The organism is Candidatus Brocadia sinica JPN1, assembly GCF_000949635.1.
GTDB lineage: Bacteria > Planctomycetota > Brocadiia > Brocadiales > Brocadiaceae > Brocadia > Brocadia sinica.
The window spans coordinates 1,495,082-1,515,240 of record NZ_BAFN01000001.1; the positions used below are offsets into that span (position 1 = coordinate 1,495,082).

At 42.0% G+C, this 20,159-nt stretch carries 18 protein-coding genes and 1 pseudogene; 9 read left to right on the forward strand and 10 right to left on the reverse strand.

The features are described from left to right. Positions 1-156: 156 nt before the first annotated feature. Together kdsB and BROSI_RS06745 are read left to right on the forward strand one after the other, a co-directional pair. Complete coding sequence (gene kdsB, locus BROSI_RS06740; RefSeq protein WP_052562986.1) at positions 157-912, forward strand: 3-deoxy-manno-octulosonate cytidylyltransferase; 756 nt, start codon at positions 157-159, stop codon at positions 910-912. Further along, complete coding sequence (locus tag BROSI_RS06745) at positions 905-2,500, forward strand: CTP synthase (protein ID WP_052562987.1); 1,596 nt, start codon at positions 905-907, stop codon at positions 2,498-2,500. Before kdsB ends, BROSI_RS06745 begins: the two co-directional genes overlap by 8 nt. Positions 2,501-2,553: 53 nt before the next feature. Here the strand turns inward: BROSI_RS06745 and BROSI_RS06750 are convergent, their stop codons facing one another. Then, a complete protein-coding gene (locus BROSI_RS06750) occupies positions 2,554-3,420 on the reverse strand; it encodes a ParB/RepB/Spo0J family partition protein (RefSeq protein ID WP_052562988.1) in 867 nt (288 codons plus the stop codon). A 146-nt stretch (positions 3,421-3,566) separates the two neighbouring features. On the opposite strand from BROSI_RS06750, the gene BROSI_RS06755 reads away from it, so the two are divergent. Both BROSI_RS06755 and BROSI_RS06760 read left to right on the forward strand, forming a co-directional pair. Continuing rightward, positions 3,567-4,370: an ABC transporter permease gene (locus BROSI_RS06755; protein ID WP_052562989.1), complete on the forward strand. Its 804-nt coding sequence runs from the start codon at positions 3,567-3,569 to the stop codon at positions 4,368-4,370. A 36-nt stretch (positions 4,371-4,406) separates the two neighbouring features. After that, a complete protein-coding gene (locus tag BROSI_RS06760) occupies positions 4,407-5,126 on the forward strand; it encodes a metallophosphoesterase family protein (RefSeq protein ID WP_052562990.1) in 720 nt (239 codons plus the stop codon). Between the two features lie 86 nt (positions 5,127-5,212). Here the strand turns inward: BROSI_RS06760 and serA are convergent, their stop codons facing one another. Continuing rightward, the gene (serA, locus tag BROSI_RS06765; protein WP_157842416.1) at positions 5,213-6,793 is read right to left on the reverse strand and encodes a phosphoglycerate dehydrogenase; all 1,581 of its coding nucleotides are present in this window, start codon (positions 6,791-6,793) and stop codon (positions 5,213-5,215) included. Positions 6,794-6,987: 194 nt separating this feature from the next. On the opposite strand from serA, the gene BROSI_RS06770 reads away from it, so the two are divergent. Together BROSI_RS06770 and BROSI_RS06775 are read left to right on the forward strand one after the other, a co-directional pair. Beyond that, entirely contained in the window at positions 6,988-8,070 is a 1,083-nt protein-coding gene (locus BROSI_RS06770; RefSeq protein WP_052562992.1) for a hypothetical protein, read from the forward strand. A gap of 9 nt (positions 8,071-8,079) precedes the next feature. Next, complete coding sequence (locus BROSI_RS06775; RefSeq protein ID WP_052562993.1) at positions 8,080-8,877, forward strand: formylglycine-generating enzyme family protein; 798 nt, start codon at positions 8,080-8,082, stop codon at positions 8,875-8,877. Positions 8,878-8,909: 32 nt separating this feature from the next. On the opposite strand, the gene BROSI_RS06780 is transcribed toward BROSI_RS06775, so the two are convergent. From BROSI_RS06780 to BROSI_RS06795, 4 genes are all read right to left on the reverse strand, one after another. Then, a complete protein-coding gene (locus BROSI_RS06780) occupies positions 8,910-9,587 on the reverse strand; it encodes a carbonic anhydrase (protein WP_052562994.1) in 678 nt (225 codons plus the stop codon). Positions 9,588-9,634: 47 nt separating this feature from the next. After that, positions 9,635-10,219 (reverse strand): carbonic anhydrase, encoded by a 585-nt coding sequence (locus BROSI_RS06785; RefSeq protein ID WP_157842418.1) that lies wholly within the window; start codon positions 10,217-10,219, stop codon positions 9,635-9,637. 239 nt (positions 10,220-10,458) lie between these two features. Next, on the reverse strand, positions 10,459-11,628 hold the full coding sequence (locus BROSI_RS06790) for an SPFH domain-containing protein (RefSeq protein ID WP_052562996.1): 1,170 nt from the start codon (positions 11,626-11,628) through the stop codon (positions 10,459-10,461). Between the two features lie 46 nt (positions 11,629-11,674). Next, a complete protein-coding gene (locus tag BROSI_RS06795) occupies positions 11,675-12,865 on the reverse strand; it encodes an SPFH domain-containing protein (RefSeq protein WP_052562997.1) in 1,191 nt (396 codons plus the stop codon). A gap of 743 nt (positions 12,866-13,608) precedes the next feature. Between BROSI_RS06795 and BROSI_RS06800 the strand changes: the two genes are divergently transcribed. The 3 genes from BROSI_RS06800 (at position 13,609) to BROSI_RS19795 (ending at position 17,180) form a co-directional block, all read left to right on the forward strand. Continuing rightward, the gene (locus tag BROSI_RS06800; protein WP_052562998.1) at positions 13,609-15,258 is read left to right on the forward strand and encodes an alginate export family protein; all 1,650 of its coding nucleotides are present in this window, start codon (positions 13,609-13,611) and stop codon (positions 15,256-15,258) included. A gap of 123 nt (positions 15,259-15,381) precedes the next feature. Then, a complete protein-coding gene (gene trpE / locus BROSI_RS06805; protein ID WP_052565688.1) occupies positions 15,382-16,872 on the forward strand; it encodes an anthranilate synthase component I in 1,491 nt (496 codons plus the stop codon). Positions 16,873-17,021: 149 nt separating this feature from the next. Continuing rightward, positions 17,022-17,180, forward strand: a complete 159-nt coding sequence (locus BROSI_RS19795; protein WP_157842419.1) for a hypothetical protein — start codon at positions 17,022-17,024, stop codon at positions 17,178-17,180. A gap of 89 nt (positions 17,181-17,269) precedes the next feature. Here the strand turns inward: BROSI_RS19795 and amrA (BROSI_RS06810) are convergent, their stop codons facing one another. The 4 genes and pseudogenes from amrA (BROSI_RS06810) to BROSI_RS06825 form a co-directional block, all read right to left on the reverse strand. Then, the gene (gene amrA / locus BROSI_RS06810) at positions 17,270-17,821 is read right to left on the reverse strand and encodes an AmmeMemoRadiSam system protein A (protein WP_052562999.1); all 552 of its coding nucleotides are present in this window, start codon (positions 17,819-17,821) and stop codon (positions 17,270-17,272) included. Positions 17,822-17,889: 68 nt separating this feature from the next. After that, a complete protein-coding gene (gene amrA / locus BROSI_RS20985) occupies positions 17,890-18,537 on the reverse strand; it encodes an AmmeMemoRadiSam system protein A (protein ID WP_261338899.1) in 648 nt (215 codons plus the stop codon). Between the two features lie 3 nt (positions 18,538-18,540). Continuing rightward, positions 18,541-19,290, reverse strand: a pseudogene (gene amrB, locus BROSI_RS20990) (AmmeMemoRadiSam system protein B); the annotation flags it as partial. Positions 19,291-19,497: 207 nt separating this feature from the next. Then, on the reverse strand, positions 19,498-20,127 hold the full coding sequence (locus BROSI_RS06825) for a YqaA family protein (RefSeq protein WP_052563002.1): 630 nt from the start codon (positions 20,125-20,127) through the stop codon (positions 19,498-19,500). Positions 20,128-20,159 lie beyond the last annotated feature (32 nt).

Here is a 20,159-nt window from a genome sequence, read left to right on the forward strand (position 1 = left end):
TTGCTAGCGCAACATGATGACTGGTTCGAAAATTCAAAATTAAGTGTTGACCACTCAAAGGCTTATGGATTTTCATAGTTTCTGGGTGCAGCAAGAGTGGCATGATGACTGTTATGAAAATATGGAACTGAATACTTACGTGGTTGGATGTATCGTATGAAGGCAGTTGTCATAATCCCCGCAAGGTATGCATCGACCAGACTGCCTTTTAAAGTAATCCTGCCGGAAGTCAAGTCTGTCACGGGAAGATATATCATAGAGCATGTCTATCAAAACGTAAAGCAGGCAAGACGAATTCATAAAGTCATTGTTGCTACAGATAGTCAACTTATATACGATATCGTCAAAGGGTTTGGTGGAGAGGCGGAGATGACTTCCGCATTGCATACTTCAGGAACAGACCGGATTGCTGAGGTGGCGGGACGATTAGATGCTGACATCATCGTGAATGTGCAAGGCGATGAACCCGAGATGCATGCGTCTGTGGTTGATCAGGTCATAGATACTTTAGTGGGAGACGATGTTGCGGTCATGGCAACTGTTGCAAATGCGATAACAGATGCAGCAGAATTACGCAATCCGAATGTGGTAAAGGTTGTGCTGGATAATCGTGGATATGCACTCTATTTTTCCCGTTCACAGATTCCTTATGTGCGCGATAGCAGCGATCTGGTCAATGAGCCAGGCATTACATTTCTGCGGCATCTGGGGATTTATGCATATCAGAGGGATTTTCTATTACAATACTCTAAACTTCCAGCCTCGTCTTTGGAGCATGCTGAAAAATTGGAGCAGCTCAGGGCGCTTGCCAATGGTTACAAAATTAAGGTGGCAATTACACAGTATACCTCCAGGGGTATTGATACAAGGGATGATTTGATGACATTTTTGGAAAGATACAGGCATGACTAAGCACATATTTGTTACGGGTGGTGTGGTTTCTTCTCTCGGTAAAGGGCTTAATTCTGCATCCATCGGGATGTTGTTGGAGAGCAGGGGGCTTAAAGTAAGGCTTCAAAAGTTTGATCCCTATGTAAATATCGACCCTGGGACGATGAGTCCGTATGAACATGGGGAGGTATATGTAACTGATGATGGCGCTGAGACGGACCTGGATCTGGGACATTACGAGCGGTTCACCAACAGTAAGACGAACCGGTACTGTAATTTTACGACAGGTTCAATTTATTATTCTGTTATTATGAAGGAACGCAAGGGGGAGTATTTAGGCAAGACGGTTCAGGTAATTCCCCATATCACCAATGAAATTATAGAATGTATCCGGAAACTGGATGGACCTGATACGGATGTGGTTATATCCGAAATCGGGGGTATTGTGGGAGACATAGAAAACCAGCCATTCCTGGAAGCTATCAGGCAGTTTGGCCAAAAGGCGGGCAGGGAAAATGTGCTCTATATTCACCTAACCCTTGTTCCCTTCTTAAGTGCCGCTGAGGAGATAAAGACGAAACCAACTCAGCATAGCGTTGGTATGTTGCGGCAGGCGGGCATTCAGCCCGATATCATCATATGCAGGACGGAAAAACATCTTGGCGCAGAGGTAAAGGAAAAATTATCCCTGTTTTGCAATGTGGACAAAAATGCGATCATTGAAGAGCGGGATGTGAAGCCTTATCTTTATGAGATACCGCTGATCCTTGTTGATCAGGGTTTAGACACATTTATCGTGCAGAAATTGGGGTTAAAAACAAACGGTAATAATATCGACAAGTGGTTGTCAATACTGGAAATACTGAAAAATCCAAGTCAGGCGACAGAGATTGCAATTGTGGGAAAATATATAGCTCATCAATCAGCCTATGAGTCTATTTATGAATCCCTTATCCATGGTGGAATAGGGAACAATGCGCGGGTGCGGGTGCGCAGAGTGGAATCCGAGGAGATCGAAAAAAATGGCGTCAAAGCGCATCTTGAAGGGGTGAAGGGTATCCTTGTGCCGGGAGGGTTTGGTGTGCGTGGTGTTGAGGGTAAGATCGAGGCGATACGGTATGCACGGGAAAACAAGATACCTTTCTTTGGTATTTGTCTTGGAATGCAGTGTGCGGCAATTGAGTTTGCAAGGAATGTATGCAAGCTTTGGGGGGCAAACAGCACGGAATTTGATATGAACACACCTCACCCTGTAATCAGTTTATTGGAAGAACAACGAACGGTGGTTGGTAAGGGGGGGACGATGAGGTTGGGTGCGCAACCTTGTGTCCTTCAGCCAGGCACAAAGGCTTTTCAGGCATATGGGAGTCGGGAGATATCAGAACGGCATCGCCACCGATATGAATTTAACAACAGATATTCGGAGATGTTTGAGGCTAAAGGTGTGGTTTTTAGCGGACACACGCCGAACGAGCAATTAGTGGAGATCATGGAACTCAAAGAGCACCCCTGGTTTGTTTGTGTACAGTTTCATCCGGAATTTAAGTCAAAGCCTACGAATCCTCATCCTCTATTCAGGGAATTTATACGGGCATCCCTGGATCATTGAAAGTGGTCATGGAAGACGTCTTGTGTTTTTGTCGAAGTATTCGTTGTGAATAATTAAAGCTGAATCCCCAGGGTGTTTGCAATCCGACTAAATTCCTCGTTGGTATGAAATGCAATCATAATCCTCCCCCTGCCATTCCTTTCTTTGATGGTAACCTTTGTCCCCAAAAACCTTCGGAATCGGTCTTCCAGATCTTCGATGTGGGGGGTAGATGGCCTTTTTGTAGCAGTAGGGTTGAGTTTGGCCCGTTTTTTTTCTGCCGAAACCATCTCTTCTATCTCCCGAACCGATAACCCTTCCTCGGCTATGCGTTCATAGAGCTGTATCTGTACTTCCTTGTCCTGAATGGCTAATAATGCCCGTGCATGTCCCATGGTTAATGTTCCACGTGAAACATCATCCTGGATTTTTTGTGGCAAGTCCAGTAGCCGGAGATAATTGGTTACAGAGCTGCGGTCTTTTCCCATGGCCTTTGCGACCTGTTCCTGGGTAAGTCCGAACCTGGCGATCAGTTCTTCGAATCCTTTGGCCTTTTCGATGGGATTGAGATCTTCCCTTTGGATGTTTTCTATCAAGGCGATTTCCAGAATATTTGCACCATCGGCATGCCGGACGATTGCGGGTATCTCTTTCAGCCCAAGTTGTTTTGCCGCCCGCCAGCGTCGTTCTCCCGCAATGAGCATGTATCCGTGTGGGAGTGGTCTTACGATGACTGGTTGTAAAATGCCGTGTTTTCTGACGGATTCCACAAGTCCCCGCATCTCTTCTTCGTTGAAGAGGTCGCGCGGCTGAAGATCGTTGGGTTGAATATCTTCGGGATTAAGTCGTACGATTACGTCTTGTCCTCCGTCGGCTTCTATGCCAATAACTCCGCCAAGGAGTGATTGCAGGCTGCGGCTGAGTTTTTCCTTTTTAGACATGGTCTTGACTCCTTTTTCTGGTGGGTTTTCAATTGCATTTCCTGGTTAGGAATGCTAGTATTTAACACACTTTTCCAGGAAAAGATGTTTCACGTGAAACATTCCAAATTAGTGTATGAGATTTTTTTGAATTTGCAAGGGTTTTTATGAACAGATGCGTATTTGCCATTGCAGGGAATACTGGAAGAGAAATTGTCCGGCAGACAATATTTTATTTGATTGGATGTGGCGGAATATTGTTTATATTACTCTCTTTTTCCTTTACTTTATTTGCTTTTGGTGAGGAAACGCGTATGATAAAGGAGATGGGGATATCAACGATCACGATTTGCTGTTTGTGTCTCGCATCGTTGAGCGCCGCAAATACGATATCCAAAGAAATAGAAAAAGGCACTATCATGACCTTGTTGTCCAAGCCCGTAGATAAGGGATCTGTTCTCTTTGGTAAATTTTTAGGGATACTGCTGGCTGTCTCGTCGGTATTTGTGTTGATGAGTCTTATCCTGACTGTTTCGTTGTGCGTAAAGGAGTCTCTCGATTGTCAGGCAGGCGTATTGACGGCATTTAAACGAGTAGGGTATTTAACGGTTTTTCAGCTGATATTTGCATTTTTGCAGGTTGCCATAATGTGTGCCATAGCAACAGCAGGCTCTGTATACCTGCCTGTGATAGCTAACCTGAGTTGTTGTATGGTTATCTACGTTCTTGGGAATGTTATAAATTCTTTCCAGGATATGCTTTATATGAATGGGGATGGAACCCGATGGTGTCTCGCGTTTTTTGGTGTATTTTTCCCAAATCTTGAGGAATTCAGCGCTGTTGGAGTGGAAAATAAGCTTGGGTCGTTGAGTATACATCACTTGGTATTGTTGATGATATACGCAGTGTTGTATACTCTGTTTGTTCTTGTATTAACATTCGTGCTTTTCAATCGTAAAGAATGTCGTTGAGTTGCGTATCTCTCTAATAGTAGAAAGGACTTGTTGTTGATATATGGAGTAATAGGGGACGTACATAGTAACTATGAAGCATTAACGGCAGTTGTTAATGAATTGCGAGAGGAGCGCGTTGATAAAATATTGTGTACGGGAGATATTATCGGTTATGCCGCCGAACCGATAAAATGTATAGACTTAATACGCGAATTAAACTGTATTGTCGTGGCGGGAAACCATGACTATGCAGCGGTGGGAAAATTTCCAGCAGATTATTTCCATAACGATGCAAGGGCAGCAATTTTGTGGACGGCAAAGTATCTCACGGCTGAGTATGTAGAATTCCTGAAAAATTTGCCTTTAGTTATAGAGCTAAACGATATTACCCTTGTGCATGCCTCTTTGAATCACCCGGAATTTTTTGATTATATTACAACTGGGGTTGATGCACAACTTAATTTAGATATCCTAAGAACACAGATTTGTTTTTATGGGCATAGCCATGTTCCTTTAGCCATTTTTGGAGAGAATGGAAGCCTTCGTGTGGATAGAGGGGGTGTTTTTGATTTAAATAACGTCGAGAAGGCGCTTATCAATGTGGGAAGTGTAGGACAACCACGAGATTGGGACATTAGGGCATCTTATGCTATTTATGATGATGAAAAAAAGGTTGCACAGATTAAACGCGCTAAATATAATATCCACGATGCTGTAAATAAAATCTATATGGCAGGGTTACCGGAAATAAACGCCTTGCGCCTCATGGGATAAGCGCTTTCGGCGCCTATGCTTGTCCTAAGTCCTCCCAGATAATTGCTTGTATTTTCCGTTTGATTTATGATCTCCCTTCTCTGGGTTTAAAGGTGTATTAAATATGCCTCCTCTATGTGGTCAAGTTGTTCTATCTCCCTGATGCAGTCTTGAGGTACTGCGGCATCTACGTTTATAATCGTGATGGCATTACCACCGGTCTCCCTCCGGCCAAACGTCATGTGGGCAATATTAATCTTTTTGTCACCAAGAACTCGACCAATATTTCCAATTAAACCTGGTTTATCCTTACCAAAGAGGATAAACATGTGTTCGTCGAGTACTGCCTCGACGCCGTACCCGTTGATATCCACAATCCTTGGTTCATTTTTTCCGAAGACCGTCCCTGATATGGCAGTTTCACCGTTAGCGCTTTTTATCTTTGCGCTAATGAGGCTCGTGAAATCGCTCACACCACTGCTGGTGGTAATATTGACCTGGATACCTCGTTCTGCGATAAGATGTGGCGCACTGACGAGGTTTACACCATCTTCGAGGGCGGGCTTGAGCAATCCAACCATGAAACTATCCGTAACAAGGCAAATATTCTTCTTTGTGATTTCTCCCGTATAAACGAGATCCACAGACTGAATACCTCCGGCGGCGAGTTGGATGAGGAGAGAACCCATCTTTTCCGCCAATGCTATATAGGGTTTCAGAGTGTTAAATTCTTCAATGTTATACGGGGGGAGGTTTACTGCATTTCGAAATCCCTTTCCCGTAAGGGCGTCGGCCATTTGTTCCGCCGCTTCTACAGCAACAGCAAATTGAGCTTCTTCCGTAGATGCCCCCAGGTGCGGCGTCGCAATTACTTGGTCTAGTTCCAGGAGCTTATTGCCTGCGGGTGGTTCTACGTCAAATACATCAAGGGCTGCCCCCGCAACGTGGCCGCTCTTTATGGCATTGTAAAGATCTTCTTCGGAAAGAATTCCGCCCCGCGCACAATTGATAATACGAACTCCCGGTTTCATTATCGAAAATTCCTTTTGTGTAATAAGGTTTTTTGTCTCGCTGTTAAAAGGGACATGAATCGTAATATAATCGGCTTGAGCGAGTAATTCTCTAAGATTTTTTGCAATGTGTATGCTGTATTGAGATGTAATTTCAGGAGAGATGAAAGGGTCGTAACCAATTACCTTCATCTCTACAGCAACAGCGCGTTTTGCAACCTGTCTTCCTACCCGGCCAAGTCCGATGATACCAAGAGTCTTTCCGGCAATTTGGATGCCGGTAAACTTCTTTCTTTCCCACTTTCCCGCCTTTACTGATGCGCAGGCTTGGGGGACAAAACGTGAAAGGGAAAAGAGCAATGCCACGGTATGTTCGGCAGTTGAAGTTATATTTCCTTCCGGCGTATTCATGACCACAATGCCTTTTTTGGTGGCTGCTGGCACGTCTACGTTATCAACGCCAACGCCGGCCCGGCAAATGGCTTTTAGTTTCTCAACTTTTTCCAGCAAAGATGCGGTAATTTTTGTCCCACTGCGCAATATAATTCCATCGCAGTTTGTCATTATAGTCTTTAACTCATCTGCTTTTATGCCGGGTTTGTTTAACGCTCTAATCCCGGCCTTTTCAAGTATTTCAATGCATATGTCTGGAAGTTCATCTGCAATTAAAACCTGCATAGTGTCCTTTCTCACAAAATAGTGTCTTTTCACAGTAATGATAAAAAAAGCAATTATAACAATTTTATTCTTTAAAATCAATTTCAAACTCTGCATTGCTAAGGTGTAGATAAATATTTGCGGTGGATAAGATTTTTTGCTAAACTACTTACCATCTATTTAGAACCATACGTTTTTAAGATGGAGTACTATTCATGAAAGGTATACTTTCCGTTATTGTAAGCATAGTTTTATTCTTCGCCATTTTCAATGCAGGGAATGCTTATGGACAAGGAGGAGAGCAGGAAGTCATGAAGGAGTTTGATGATTTTCAAAAGTCACTTTCGAACTGGATGAAAAACCTGGATAACCTGGGGGCACAATTTACTGCACTTCAAAAAAGTATGGGTGATAGTATGACCCCTTTGAAAGAGTACGAGAAGGTGATAAAAGGGAATGAAGAAAAATTGAATTCAATCGTGTCCAGATTAGAGGCTATAGAGAGGACTTCGTCTGTGGCAGATGTCAAAGGGTTGCTGGATTCGTTTGGCAAGACCCTTGATATCTTAAAAAAACTACTGTCAGATCTTGCGAAGCGGGTTGAGGATCAGGAAGTAAAAACTGCTGTGCTTGAGAAAAGATACCAGGAAGCACAAAGGCCCTTGGAACCCATTAAAAAGGCCATCGATGATTTAAATAAATTAGTGACAGACAAATTGGGTGAACAAGAGAAGAGGATTGCAACCGCTGAAGAAAGTTTGAAAACACGGGTGGCTTCCTTGGATTCCTCGGTAAAAACCTTTGAAGGACAATTGAAGACTATTTCAGATTTGGAAACGAGGATAAAAAAAGTGGAAAAAGGAGGGGTTGGTGTTGCGGGGACAGTGACTACAGAGGCACCACCAACCGTGCCAGTTCAAGTACCTGCTGGAACCGAAACCGTGAAGGTTGCAGAGGGTACGGAAACAGTGGAAGTAGTAAAGGAACATGTTCCTACACCAGAAGAAGAGGGTTTTCAAGAGATAGGAGACGGATTTTATGTACGAAACGTGAGACTTCTTCCCTTTGGGTCATCTTCACAGATCAAAGGCGAGATAAAAAATTTGTCGGATAAAGACCGGAGCATCGCAACATTTGCAATTCGGGTTTTTAACGTCTCTGATACACTTTTATTTACTCAGGATTTTTCAATCAAGACTTTTAAGAAGGGTGACGCTAAGACTTTCAATGAAATCGTCTCCGGATATTCACCTCTGGAGATTGCCAGGTATGAAATTGTCACAAAGAGGAGATACTAAAAGGTGATTATGAAAAAAGGTTTTACAATGTTGTTTATACTATTTTGGGGTATTCTTTTAGCAGGCGAACTGAAGGCAGAGGAAGAGAAGTATCCAGACATGGTCTATGTGCCATCTGGCGAATTCGTTATGGGTGACAATACGCGGTATAATTGGACTTTCCTGCTGGCGTATAATATTTATGATGGACCGGAACATACGGTCTATTTGGACAGCTTTTATATTGATATATACGAAGTGACCAATGAACAGTATAAAAAATTCGTTGAGGAGACTGGATACCATAGACCAAATTGCTGGAATGATGCCCGGTTCAATCGGCCAAATTATCCTGTTGTAGGCGTTACCTGGGAGGATGCTGCTGCATATGCAAAATGGGCCGGGAAAAGGTTGCCAACTGAAGCCGAATGGGAAAAAGCGGCACGAGGCACGGACAAGCGTTTATGGCCGTGGGGAAATAAATTTGATAAAGAGAAATGCACTGTGTGGGAATCTGATTACAGAGAGGGTGGTCTGAGAGGGACAACCCCTGTGGGAAAATATGAGAAATCGAAAAGCCCCTATGGATGTTTCGACATGGCTGGAAATGCCTGGGAATGGTGTGCAGACTATTATGATCAAAATTATTATTCTGTATCCCCGCCCAAAAATCCTTCTGGCCCAGATTCTGGCTTACAGAGGGTTATTCGCGGGGGCAGTTTTCTTTACTTCGGACATTATGCGCGATGTGCCGCCCGTTATCGGGTGCCATGGTATGCGCAAAGTCCACAAATTGGATTTCGCTGCGCAAAAACGGCTGAAAAATAAAACTGCTGATGAAACAGAAGGCCTTGTTTCGATTATAGTACTTTCTCGAAATGAACCTTCGTTTCCCCTCCTTCTTGCACTAAAGATTCTAAAAATAAATCCACTTGAAGAGTGGGGTATTTTTCTATCAATAGCATCCTTGCTTTTCTTAAATCGGCTGTGTGAGTTTCGAATTCAGCAATTTCTGATCCAAAAGATGCCGAACCACCATATGCGCCGCAATCCCTGTGGCTAATAACTACAACCCGGTTTATGAGATGAAGTCTTACGGAGAGAGCAAATTTGCTAAAAAGCAGCGCCCGTGTTTCCGGGTTTACAAGGTTATAAATACTTCCTGGTATAGAAATATGGTCATAATTGTCCTTCAGTCCTAACGTATCATTTATAAACTTCTGGTTTGCAACGGCAAAGCGATAGTCAATACAGGTAATTACTAAGGTATCACAATCAGATCTTGCTGCCGCTGGTTGTACTGCGATAGCTATCTGTTGATTATCCACCAAGAGGTCAGATGAAGATGTTTTATTAGATGCACAACCAATAGGGATTGCTAAAAATGCAGTAAAAGCAAGACAAATTGCCATCCCATTTTTTTTAACAATAAAAAGACCCATTTTTAAACCGATGTGCTTTTGTTTGCGTGCATTTCCTACTTCTGCCGGGCTGTCTGCCGGCCTCTCGGCTGCCTTTTCTTTTGAAAATTTTTGCATGTCTCCCTCTTTTCTAATTCCACGGGCGCATCACAGAAATGCAATGCTCACAATATTTGCTTAAAATTGTATATGCGTTGATGGTCTTTGGACAGTACCGTGGCATAATATAAATATACTTTTAGATGTGGAAATCTTAACCTCATGAGTCTTCGCGCCTTTTTTAAATCTTTGCAAATGGTTTTATACTCAACGAGTGGTTCTGAGAAGTTTTTAGATCCTCCATAGCCGATACTGCAGTCTTGATGCCCTAGAATAACCACACGCTTTACGTGATGTAAACGGACAGAAACACCAAAGGTGTTTAAAACAAGGTTTCTCGTCCTTGAATCAAGCAAATTACGTATAGAACCCGGGATAGATATGTAGTCATAATTACCCTTTAATCCTAATCGGTTATTTATAAATTCTTGTGTTGCTGTTGTGAACCGAAAATCAGTGCAAGTAATTACTAACGCATCACACCAGTGGGTTTTTTTGTCAAAAAACGTTGAATACTTTACGGTTTTGTGTGTTTGTATTTCATCAGTTGACTCATCAGTTGCCAGAGAGGTATTTGTTGTTGATAGAGTCACGATACATGACAGTAGCAGGGCAGTGATAAAACAACAGTTTCGTAGATTCTTTTGCATGTATTGCATCATACGGTATTCTCGGTAAAATGTAGTTGAAGTTAAGAGGGACTTTAATAAAAGTAATTAATTTAGCGTGCATAAAGCAGCAAACCATATTCCAAATAAGAGATTGGCCATAAGTGTTTAACTTGCAATACGATAGCTGAAATGAGATGCTTTTGAAAGATTATGTGCGGGAAAAGAATGGCGCAAATAAACCATTTTTGTGTCGTAAAAAATAAAAATCAAATACACGGTTATTTGGTTTTTCCTGTGTCCGTGCCCCTCGGCTGGTTTAACATTTCCTGGATTTGTTTGAACGTCTTTGTATCTACACGAAGCTTTCCTTTGATATCTGAAACCCCCAATCGTGTGGCCATATCATCGACATCGAGAAGATTTATATCAAGACTTGATATATTCACATCTGCAAGGTTGACATTGCGGGCTGCTTCCAGTGCTACAATAATGTCTCCGCCCATGCCTGAAATTGCCTCTCTTCGCAACCGTTCTCCCTCTGCCTGCGATTGTTTAATTAAAAGATTTCCGTCTGCTTTCCGTTGCTGCTTGTAAAGGTCGCCTTCTGCCTTCTTCTGTATTAAATATTTGTCTGCCTCGGCGAGAAGTTCTATTGTCTTTTTTGTGGTTTCGGCATCAAGTACGGTGATTGATCTCTCCTTATCACCGGTAATCTTTTGGGCAATGGCTTCTGTGTCCGCATCGATCGTTTGAGTAATACCTCTTTGTTCGGCAGCAAGCGCCTTTGATTTGTTCAGAACGTTATCAAGTTCAGCTAATTTGATGTTTTTAATCTTTCTTTCCAGTTGCGGGTCAAATCGCAATTCTAAAATGAGCACATCAATTATGTCAACATGGCGGGGAACTAGTCTCTCCGTAAGCTGTATTTTAAATTCTGCTGCCCTCTTACGTTTTTCTTCCGGATTGTACAAATCTCGTTCCACCATTTTACCGAGCACACTTCTGGCGATATCGCGTGTCTCATTTTCTACGATGATCTTGTACCGTTCTCCAACGCCTATATCCTGACGCAGTTGCCACGCCTCTCCTCTTTTAATTTGATATTTAACGATTATATCGGCTGAGACATCGTAATCATCTGCGGTTCTGATAGCAGCTTCCTTCCGCTCGTCGTGTCCCAGGCGGGAAGGCTCTTTGGCAAGTTCGAGTGTTTGTACTGTGCTGTCATAAAGATCCCATTGATCAATAGCAGTAACTGCCCTGTGCCATCCTGGTCCGTAATCCTTCTGCACGATACCTCGTTTTACACCCCATATGATTGTTCTTACACCAACTTGATCGACGCCTACTTTAATAACAAAGAATTTTATACCAATGACAAACGCTGCAATAAATGCGACGATTCCAATAGGAATTATATATTTTGCGGTAATCTTGCCTATGTGCATTTTCACCTCTTTATTGATCAACGTTAATTGAAAATAGTAAACTTAATCATGGAGATTTGTCCGGCCCAGGCTTTAACGGACTAACCAATGCTGCATCTGGAGGTTCTGGGAACATATAATCGATCTTGGGGGCATCTTCAATATATTTAAATCTCTGTATGCTTTGCGGTGTTTCAACACCCTGCCTGATAATTGGGGTACTTCTGATAATTGCCTGTTTTAGACGTTTGGCATATTCCAATCTTACCAAATTCCTTCCCCCATCTCCTTCTCCCTCTAGTGCGTTGCGTAATAAGCGGACACCTTCTGCTTCAGTCTTTAGTGTAGCAAGAATTGCTTCCGCATCTTTTGCAAGCCTTTCATACTCAGCATCAGCTTCAAACCTTGCTCGGATAAGATATGCATCGGCATCCTGTTTTTTGGCCTCTGCACTACCCCTTGCATCCATAATGCGTTTATCGCATTCCCCCCGAAATCTTGCTACTTCTACTTCCAGCTTTTTCGTTTCCTCAACAACAACCTTTCGCTGGTTTTCTCTTGCAGCGGAAGCCCTGGTTTTTTGTTCTTCAACCTCTTTGTCGGCTAATCTTCGTTCCTGGATCTTTTCAGCATATTCCCTATAATAACGATAGTCGCTTAAGTTTATGGATGTTACCAAAAAACCATGGGGTTCCAACATCTTGTTAATCTCGTCCCGTGCCTTTTGCGCCTTGACGTCACGTTTGGAAGCGATCGGAAACTCGTCCAGTGTTAATTCCCCATAACAATAATAACAAATGGTTCGAGCATAATCGTAAAGCCATTTTTGTTTAAAGACATCTCCCACTCCGGTGTTCTGGACAACGTGTACAGCATAATCGGGGTTTAACATGTACTGTATTTGTAAATCTAATACTACATCACCGCCATCAATTGATTTAACCGTTAATGGGTTGCCCTGCGGATGTTTTTCGTCAATTTCGGCTGAGGTCATTTTTAAAACCTGTTCGCGTTTATCTAATACGTAAATATCCTGAATGAATGGGTAATAAAGGACGGCGCCAGCCCTGTTTATTAATTTAATACCACCGGTAAGATTGTTTACAATTACAGCTACTTCGTCAGCGGCGATCTCTTTCCAGCTTAATTCCCTTCCACCATATATCCCACCAATTATTATGCCGATAATAATCAATGTTATGATTGCTTTTCTGTAAATATGGTAATGCGTGGTTTTTGGCTTAAAATACTTATCCATAATTACCCTTTTCTGCTTAAGATGTTTATTGCCGAAGTATTATAATTTTTTTCGTTTGTAAAAATTAGCTCAGCATTATAAAAGCAAGTCTTCGTAACGTCAATAAAAAAGTAAAAAAGAATAGTCGCTGGCATTGTAAAGGAATGCCATGTTTTAGTATTTGTAAATTAAGTTGTGATGAATCTCGTGGGAGTCGCCAGGTGCTTTGTTTGTAATATTTTTAGTGTGCCAGTTTGTATGAATTCGCAAAAGATTATGCAGATTGTAAAGCAAATTTCATTATTGTAATGCGGGTGTAGTCGTGGTGATGTGTTAGGTTTTTGTTATGGTGTATCGATATCTGATTCTAAGTGTTATATATCACAAATACTAACGTTGGGTTTAGCTGCTCTCTGTGTTTTTGGAATAAAATTTGTTAATGCCAATCATATGTATAATATATGCTCATGCCAGTAGGTGTACAGATTTTGCGGATGCCTAATCGATAATATTTGGTGAAAACAAAGCGGTTTTATGAATGCCGGCAAAAATAAAATATATTTACTTGACATCGATTTGTTTTGTTATTAAAATAGGCCGCTCGAATGTTTAGATAATTAGAAATATTTAGTAGGGTAAGAAACGAGGAGGAGGAGAAAGGAGGCCAAAATACCTTGGTTGACGTTTAATAGTGATTTAGGTTTTCTGGTTAATTGGTAGTACGTTGGGGTCCGAATTACATTAATCAATGGGAGGTGAATATAATGAAACATAGATTGTGGAAGACATGTATTGGTGGGTTTACTGCTGCCGTCTTCTGCGTTGTGACCGGCGCCCAGTCATTTGGGGCAGATGCCAAGTCGTTAGAGGACATGGAAAAAGAATTGAACGCGCTAAGGGCTTCTGTTTCGGCTTTAACAGAGCAGATCGAGACTGTCAAGCAGGAAAAAACGGTAGCTGCAGTATCTTCTGACACGAAGGAGGATGTTGAAGCATTAAAAAACGAGGTTAGCACGTTAAAAGAAGAGATGAAGACTGCCGCACAAGCAGAGCAGGCAATAAAGGCAGAAGACATCGCGGGTAATGTATATTCTGAATTTGCCAAGAAGGTGAAGTTGGGTGGGCAGATTAGAACGAGGGCAGAATATGCCAATGGTTTTTATCAGGTTCCAACAAGCAATGCAACCTTGGGTGGCGCAACGGGCATAGTTGGACGCGGGAAATCAACCGATGATGATTATGTGATGAATCAGACAAGGCTCTGGGCTGACGCCGATGTGAATGAGCACTTGAGGGTATTTATCCAGCTTCAGGATGCAAGGGTGTTTGGCGCCGAAGGAACCACCGTTGGGTTTGCCAATCCTGGGGTAGAAAACAGTATTTTCGATCTTCATCAAGGTTATTTTGATATAAAGCAACTTTTTGATCTTCCGCTGACTGTGAGAGTTGGTCGCCAAGAAATTATTTGGGGTGACCACAGGGTTATTGGTAATTTTGTATGGTCAAATGTAGGCCGTGTATTCGACGGTGGCAGGATTATGTGGGATACCGATGCCATTCACGCTGAAACGTTTGCGGTAAAGGTGGATGAAGATGGACTTTTTGCCACAGACGGAGATGATAGCTCAGATGAAACTGCATATGCTGCCCAGTTGGCATTTAAAAAGCTAGTTCCTGGTGCATTGTTAGAATTGATGTACATCCATAAAAACGATCAGGATTCGTTAGCGAACGTTGCGACGGGAAGCGGTTATGCAGTGCCTGGCGACGGTCCCGTAGAAATCCATGACATCGGTGCAAGAATTGACGGAAAGGTTCCTAATCTTGAGGCTATAGATTATACGTTGGAATCACATGGTCAGTTTGGCGATTATGGCGATCAGAATCAAAAGGCATGGGCGTTTGCTGGTAGAGTCGGGTACACGTTTAAAGATTTGGCGTGGACGCCGCGTTTTGGTTTTGAATATGATTACGCGTCCGGTGATGATGATCAGGATGACAACGATCATGAAACCTTTGATAATCTTTATCCAACAAATCACTGGCAGGGTAACTATGGGTTTATTGATCTGCTTTCCTGGCAGAACATGCATGATTTCAGATGGAATGTTAAGGTGGTACCGACAAATAAGTTAACCGTGCAGGTAGACTACCACTATTATTTGCTTGCCCAAGAGGAAGACGGGTGGTATCTTGCTAATGGAACCTTAGCTGTCCCCAGACCTGGCGTAGGCTATGATGATGATAGCGATGATTTAGCTCAAGAAGTTGATCTGACCGTAAGTTATCAATTGTATAAAAATATTGGTATCCTTGCCGGCTATTCTTTCTTCAAGGCTGAGGACTGGATTAAGGATAACATAGATGACATTGATACGAGCTGGGGATACTTGCAGACTACAGTCACATTTTGAAGTGTGAAAGCTTGCCGATTGTTTCCTATCGGCAACAGTTGTTTAACGTTGTAGTCTTCTTGTTATAGTGCATAATGGGTGTTGCCAAAGCAACACCCATTTTTTTTGAAAGAATTAATGGAAATGGGAAATCGATATTATCCAACCTTTGAAGAATTTAAACGATTGTCTGAGAAAGGCAATGTTGTGCCCGTCTACAGACAATTGTTTGCAGATACCCTTACTCCGGTCTCTGCATTTCAAAAGATTTCAGATACTGAATATGCCTTTTTGCTTGAAAGCGCAGCAGGTGGAGAAAAGATTTCCAGATATTCTTTCCTTGGTACAAATCCGTTTTTAGAATTTACCTGTTTTGGCCCTCGGGTTGAAATAAAACGGGGAAGCAAGGGTGAAGTAGTGCTGTACGCAAACGACCCTCTGTCGGTTCTACATAAGGAAATGAAGTCGTATACCCCCGTGCAGGTGGAAGGATTGCCTGATTTTTTCTGTTGCGGGGTAGGATATGTTGGATACGATACGATACGGTATTATGAGTCATTACCTAATATGCCGAAGAACGATTTGTTGCTTCCAGACATTCAGATTATGTTTTATGACTCAGTAATCATATTCGATCAATTGACAAAAACCATTAAGGTCGTTTGTACTGCAAAAATTGGTGATGGTTCTCTGGAAAACGTGTACGCCCAAACAATCAATAAAATTGACCGCATCATTGAAAAAGTACGAACACCGGTGATGTCATTAAGCGATGATATCGCAACAGAAAAGGAAGTTAGTATTTCGTTTTCTTCAAATTTTGAAAAACCAGATTTTCTCAGGGCGGTAGAACGATGCAAGGAATATATTCGTGCGGGTGATGTTTTTCAGGTTGTTGTCTCACAACGATTTAAGACACAGACACATGCTGACCCATTTAATATTTACCGCGTTTTGCGTGTGATCAACCCTTCTCCATATATGTTTTATCTGAAAATGAATAACCTGAAGCTTGTGGGGTCATCTCCAGAAGTTATGGTGAAGGTCGATGGACGGAAAATTATCGTAAGGCCTATTGCTGGCACAAGGAGAAGGGGAAAGGATGCTACAGAAGATACGTATTTTGCCCAAGAGTTGATTGCCGATCCCAAGGAGCGGGCAGAGCATATTATGCTTTTGGATCTGGGGAGAAATGACGTGGGAAGGGTGTCGCGTTATGGCAGCGTGCATATTGATGAAAAGATGGTGATTGAAAAATATTCACACGTGATGCACATAACATCCAGTGTGTGTGGAGAACTGGAGGAAGGGAAAAGCGCATTTGATTCTTTGAAGGCATGTCTGCCTGCAGGTACCCTTTCTGGGGCGCCTAAAATAAGGGCTATGCAGATTATTGATGAAATTGAGCCAACAAAGCGTGGGCCGTACGGGGGGGCAGTAGGATATTTTGATTTTTTTGGTAACATAAATACCTGCATAACGATACGAACGATTCTGTTAAAGGGTAACGACGCATATATTCAGGCAGGGGCTGGAATTGTGGCAGATTCAGTACCTGAGCGGGAATATGAAGAGACCTTAAATAAGGCAAAAGGATTGTTGAAGGCGATAGAAATTGCCGAAAAAATAACATGAACGACCAGAATTTAAAAGATCGAGCTGAAAAGAAGGTATCGGGCGTTTGATTGGTTGCAAGCATTTTTTTCCTGTTTAGATCTAGCGCCTCTGGCACATATCGCGTATACTCATACTAAGCACAAAATTACCTTCAGAGAGATATTTAAATGAGCCTCGCTAAAATTTTACAAATCATAGGCATTATTGTGGTACTCGATGCCCTTTACTTTGGCATCGCGAAGGACTCTATGAAGCTGGAAGTCCTTCTTTTATTCATTGGTGGAATGATTTTCTATGTGGGACGTATCTTTGAAAAAAGGAAGTAGCGTATCTCGTCGATGGATTGATGAATTATTGCACTACAATAACATTTACTATCCTCGTTGCATATTTCAATAACAGACAAGGCGAAAGATTATTTTTTTTCTTCGATTATTTCCGTCGTGAAGGTATAAATCTCTACATCTTTCTGTTTCCAGGCGTTGGCGGGTAAACCAGCTTTGCTTGCACAGCAATGGGACAGAAATTCTTCTTTACTCCAGCCTGTTTCTGTTGCTACCTGAGGCAAGAAGCATCCTACGTGTAAGCCTTTTTTAATAAATACACCCTGTTTTCCAAGTTCAAAATCGAGTGGGTTGTCAATTAACTTTAGTGGGGATAAAACAGAGATCTCTATTTCCAGGTGGTTTAACTCCGATGGTTTGATCCGGTTGAATTCGAATCGAGGATCCTCTGTTGCCGAAGAAATTGCCATTTCAGAAACAGATTGATAAAGAGGCATATCAGATACGAAACGACCAATACAACCGCGGAGTTGTCCGCAAGTTTTCAGGGTGACAAAAACACCCTGTCTTCCCTGAAGGTTTGCATGATCAGTGGAAAAGGTCGGCCTAGGTTTTTGTTTTACGGCAGCCTCAATGCTCTTTCGGGCGATGTCTAAAATAATTTTTTTGGTTTGTTCATCCAAGGGAATTAGTATTTTCAGTAATTAAAACATGATGTAAAACAAAAAATCAGTTTTAAAAGAAGTAGAGTTCAGGTTCTGTCCCCTTCATGAAATACGTCTGCGGTAAAAATATAAAATTCCATACCATCCTCTTTCCAAGCATCGCGTGATAACCCTGCTTTTTGACAAAGGTGGCACAATGTTTCAGCCCTCCCCCATCCTTGTTCTACGGCAACCTGTGGAAGAAATACGGCGCTGGCAGGTCCTTTTCGAATAATAATTCCATCTTTGCCAACCATGAATTCAACCGGATCATGTATCTTTTCCAGGGGGCTCAAAACTGAAATCTCTATAGTTATATCAGAGACTTCCTTGGCGTCGACAGGGGGAAATCTCCTGTCATTCGAAGATGAGTTAATTGTGTTTTCAATAACGCCCTGAAAGAGAGATGTCCTGGGGAGTATGTGCCCAATACAACCACGCAGTTCGCCGGATTTTTTTAATGTTACGAAAACCCCGTATTTTTCTTTTAATCTCAGGGGTAATTTGTCGGTTACATGGTCAAGTTTTTGAGAAGTACCTGTTTTTGTGTAGGTCTCCAGGGTATTCCGGGCCAGAGATAGTAAGAGCACCTTTTCTTCGCTGGTTAAAAGGGATTGTTGGCTGATGGACGTTTTTTCCTGCGGAAGCGGAATATGTAACCCTGATTTGACTTCCGAAGACTTTGTGAATAAAATGGATGCATAGCTTACAGAAAAAGAAAAGTCCCTGGATTGGTGTCCGGAGGTATCGTAGTTTAGAATCTCTCCTGATGCATTATCAGGTAATAATTTCAAAAGCAATTCGATCGGCATAATTCCACAAGCGTTTATCCCAGTTTCTTTTCGGTAGGTTTTGAGTCCTTCAAAATCTTTATTCAGAATTTTGTCAAATGCACCATAGTCTAGGGCCTTAATATTTTTTTCGATATCTTTTCTGAAAGGAATGTAACCGTATCCTTCACCGTAATGGGTAAAATCAGAACTTACCACCACAATAGTTTTATCATCTATCAGCGGTTGCAAAGCATTTGCAACCCGTTCAAAGTCATCCTCAATCAATATACCGACCATAATAGGCACTAATTTAAAAGTGTTGAGGGCCATTTGCAGGAAAGGTAATTGAGTTTCCATGGAATGTTCTCCCTGGTAAGCGCCTTCATAAGAACCAAAAAGGATTGCTGGTTTGCGCGAGACATTTGACGATGAGTCTTTGGAAGTATCAAGGAGTTGTTTACATGCATCCAGATCTATAGGAATGAGACCTAAAGGGGTTTTAATGTTTTTTGCATTAAGAATGGAGACGCCCCGAAATCGTTTGCCGCTTCGAAAATGACTGGGTGAAAGAATAATGACTCTAGTAAATCCTGAATCCTTGAGAGCGTTATATCCATAAGCTGCTACTTGACCCGAGTATTGGTATCCCGCATGTGGTGAAATCAATGCAAAGGGTTTTTTTTTTGTGTTCGATAGGAAACGTTTTTAAAAAAGGCATTTATTTGATCTTTCAGAGCAATTTCGTTGCCGGGATAAAAGCGCCCCGCTACCTGTGGCTCCCACACCTGTCCCGGTTCCGTTTGGGCAAGTAATACAGATGAGGTTAATAGGGCAATTGAGAGAATGCCGAATGTGCGTGATGTTTTCATAAGTATATTCCCTTTATTTGAATAATTTGACGACAAAGAAGCCCGCAATCAGTAATACTACAAATACAATAGATATGATGTTAAAGTACTTATCTATGAATTCCTTAATTTTCGGTCCAAAAAGATAAACAAGTCCGGCCACAATGAAAAACCTTCCCGACCGACTGACTGTCGAGGCTATGATGAATGTCCACAGATTGATCTTGCATACTCCTGCTGCAATGGTAAAGAGTTTGTAGGGAATAGGTGTGAATCCAGCGACAGATACAGCGGCAAATGCGTTGGCGTTATATTTCTCTTTGACAAAGTTAAATTTGTCCATAATGCCATAAAAATTAAGTATTGGTAATCCTACATATTCAAAGAATTGGTATCCGATAAAATAACCAAAACAACCGCCTGAGATAGAGCCAACCGAACAAATTGCTGCGTATTTGAAAGATTTTCTGGGAATCGAGAATGCGAGTGCCATCAAGAGCACATCTGGTGGTATCGGAAAAAAAGAGGATTCGCAAAAAGCCAATGCAAAAAGGGCGATCGATCCATAGGGGGTATGGGCCCAGTGCAACGTCCAGTCGTAAAGCCTTCGGTGTAGCCCGGCTTTTTTGGCAAGGGATAATCCAACTTGCTCGGTATGATTCATAAAAACTCCTTATATTTATTGTTTCAAAAATT

Bases quoted from the DNA above. Each gene is read 5' to 3' on its own strand.
- kdsB (WP_052562986.1), top strand. From the start codon at position 157: ATGAAGGCAGTTGTCATAATCCCCGCAAGGTATGCATCGACCAGACTG.
- BROSI_RS06745 (WP_052562987.1), top strand. From the start codon at position 905: ATGACTAAGCACATATTTGTTACGGGTGGTGTGGTTTCTTCTCTCGGT.
- BROSI_RS06750 (WP_052562988.1), bottom strand. From the start codon at position 3,420: ATGTCTAAAAAGGAAAAACTCAGCCGCAGCCTGCAATCACTCCTTGGC.
- BROSI_RS06755 (WP_052562989.1), top strand. From the start codon at position 3,567: ATGAACAGATGCGTATTTGCCATTGCAGGGAATACTGGAAGAGAAATT.
- serA (WP_157842416.1), bottom strand. From the start codon at position 6,793: ATGCAGGTTTTAATTGCAGATGAACTTCCAGACATATGCATTGAAATA.
- BROSI_RS06770 (WP_052562992.1), top strand. From the start codon at position 6,988: ATGAAAGGTATACTTTCCGTTATTGTAAGCATAGTTTTATTCTTCGCC.
- BROSI_RS06775 (WP_052562993.1), top strand. From the start codon at position 8,080: ATGAAAAAAGGTTTTACAATGTTGTTTATACTATTTTGGGGTATTCTT.
- BROSI_RS06780 (WP_052562994.1), bottom strand. From the start codon at position 9,587: ATGCAAAAATTTTCAAAAGAAAAGGCAGCCGAGAGGCCGGCAGACAGC.
- BROSI_RS06785 (WP_157842418.1), bottom strand. From the start codon at position 10,219: ATGCAAAAGAATCTACGAAACTGTTGTTTTATCACTGCCCTGCTACTG.
- BROSI_RS06790 (WP_052562996.1), bottom strand. From the start codon at position 11,628: ATGCACATAGGCAAGATTACCGCAAAATATATAATTCCTATTGGAATC.
- BROSI_RS06795 (WP_052562997.1), bottom strand. From the start codon at position 12,865: ATGGATAAGTATTTTAAGCCAAAAACCACGCATTACCATATTTACAGA.
- BROSI_RS06800 (WP_052562998.1), top strand. From the start codon at position 13,609: ATGAAACATAGATTGTGGAAGACATGTATTGGTGGGTTTACTGCTGCC.
- trpE (WP_052565688.1), top strand. From the start codon at position 15,382: ATGGGAAATCGATATTATCCAACCTTTGAAGAATTTAAACGATTGTCT.
- BROSI_RS19795 (WP_157842419.1), top strand. From the start codon at position 17,022: ATGAGCCTCGCTAAAATTTTACAAATCATAGGCATTATTGTGGTACTC.
- BROSI_RS06825 (WP_052563002.1), bottom strand. From the start codon at position 20,127: ATGAATCATACCGAGCAAGTTGGATTATCCCTTGCCAAAAAAGCCGGG.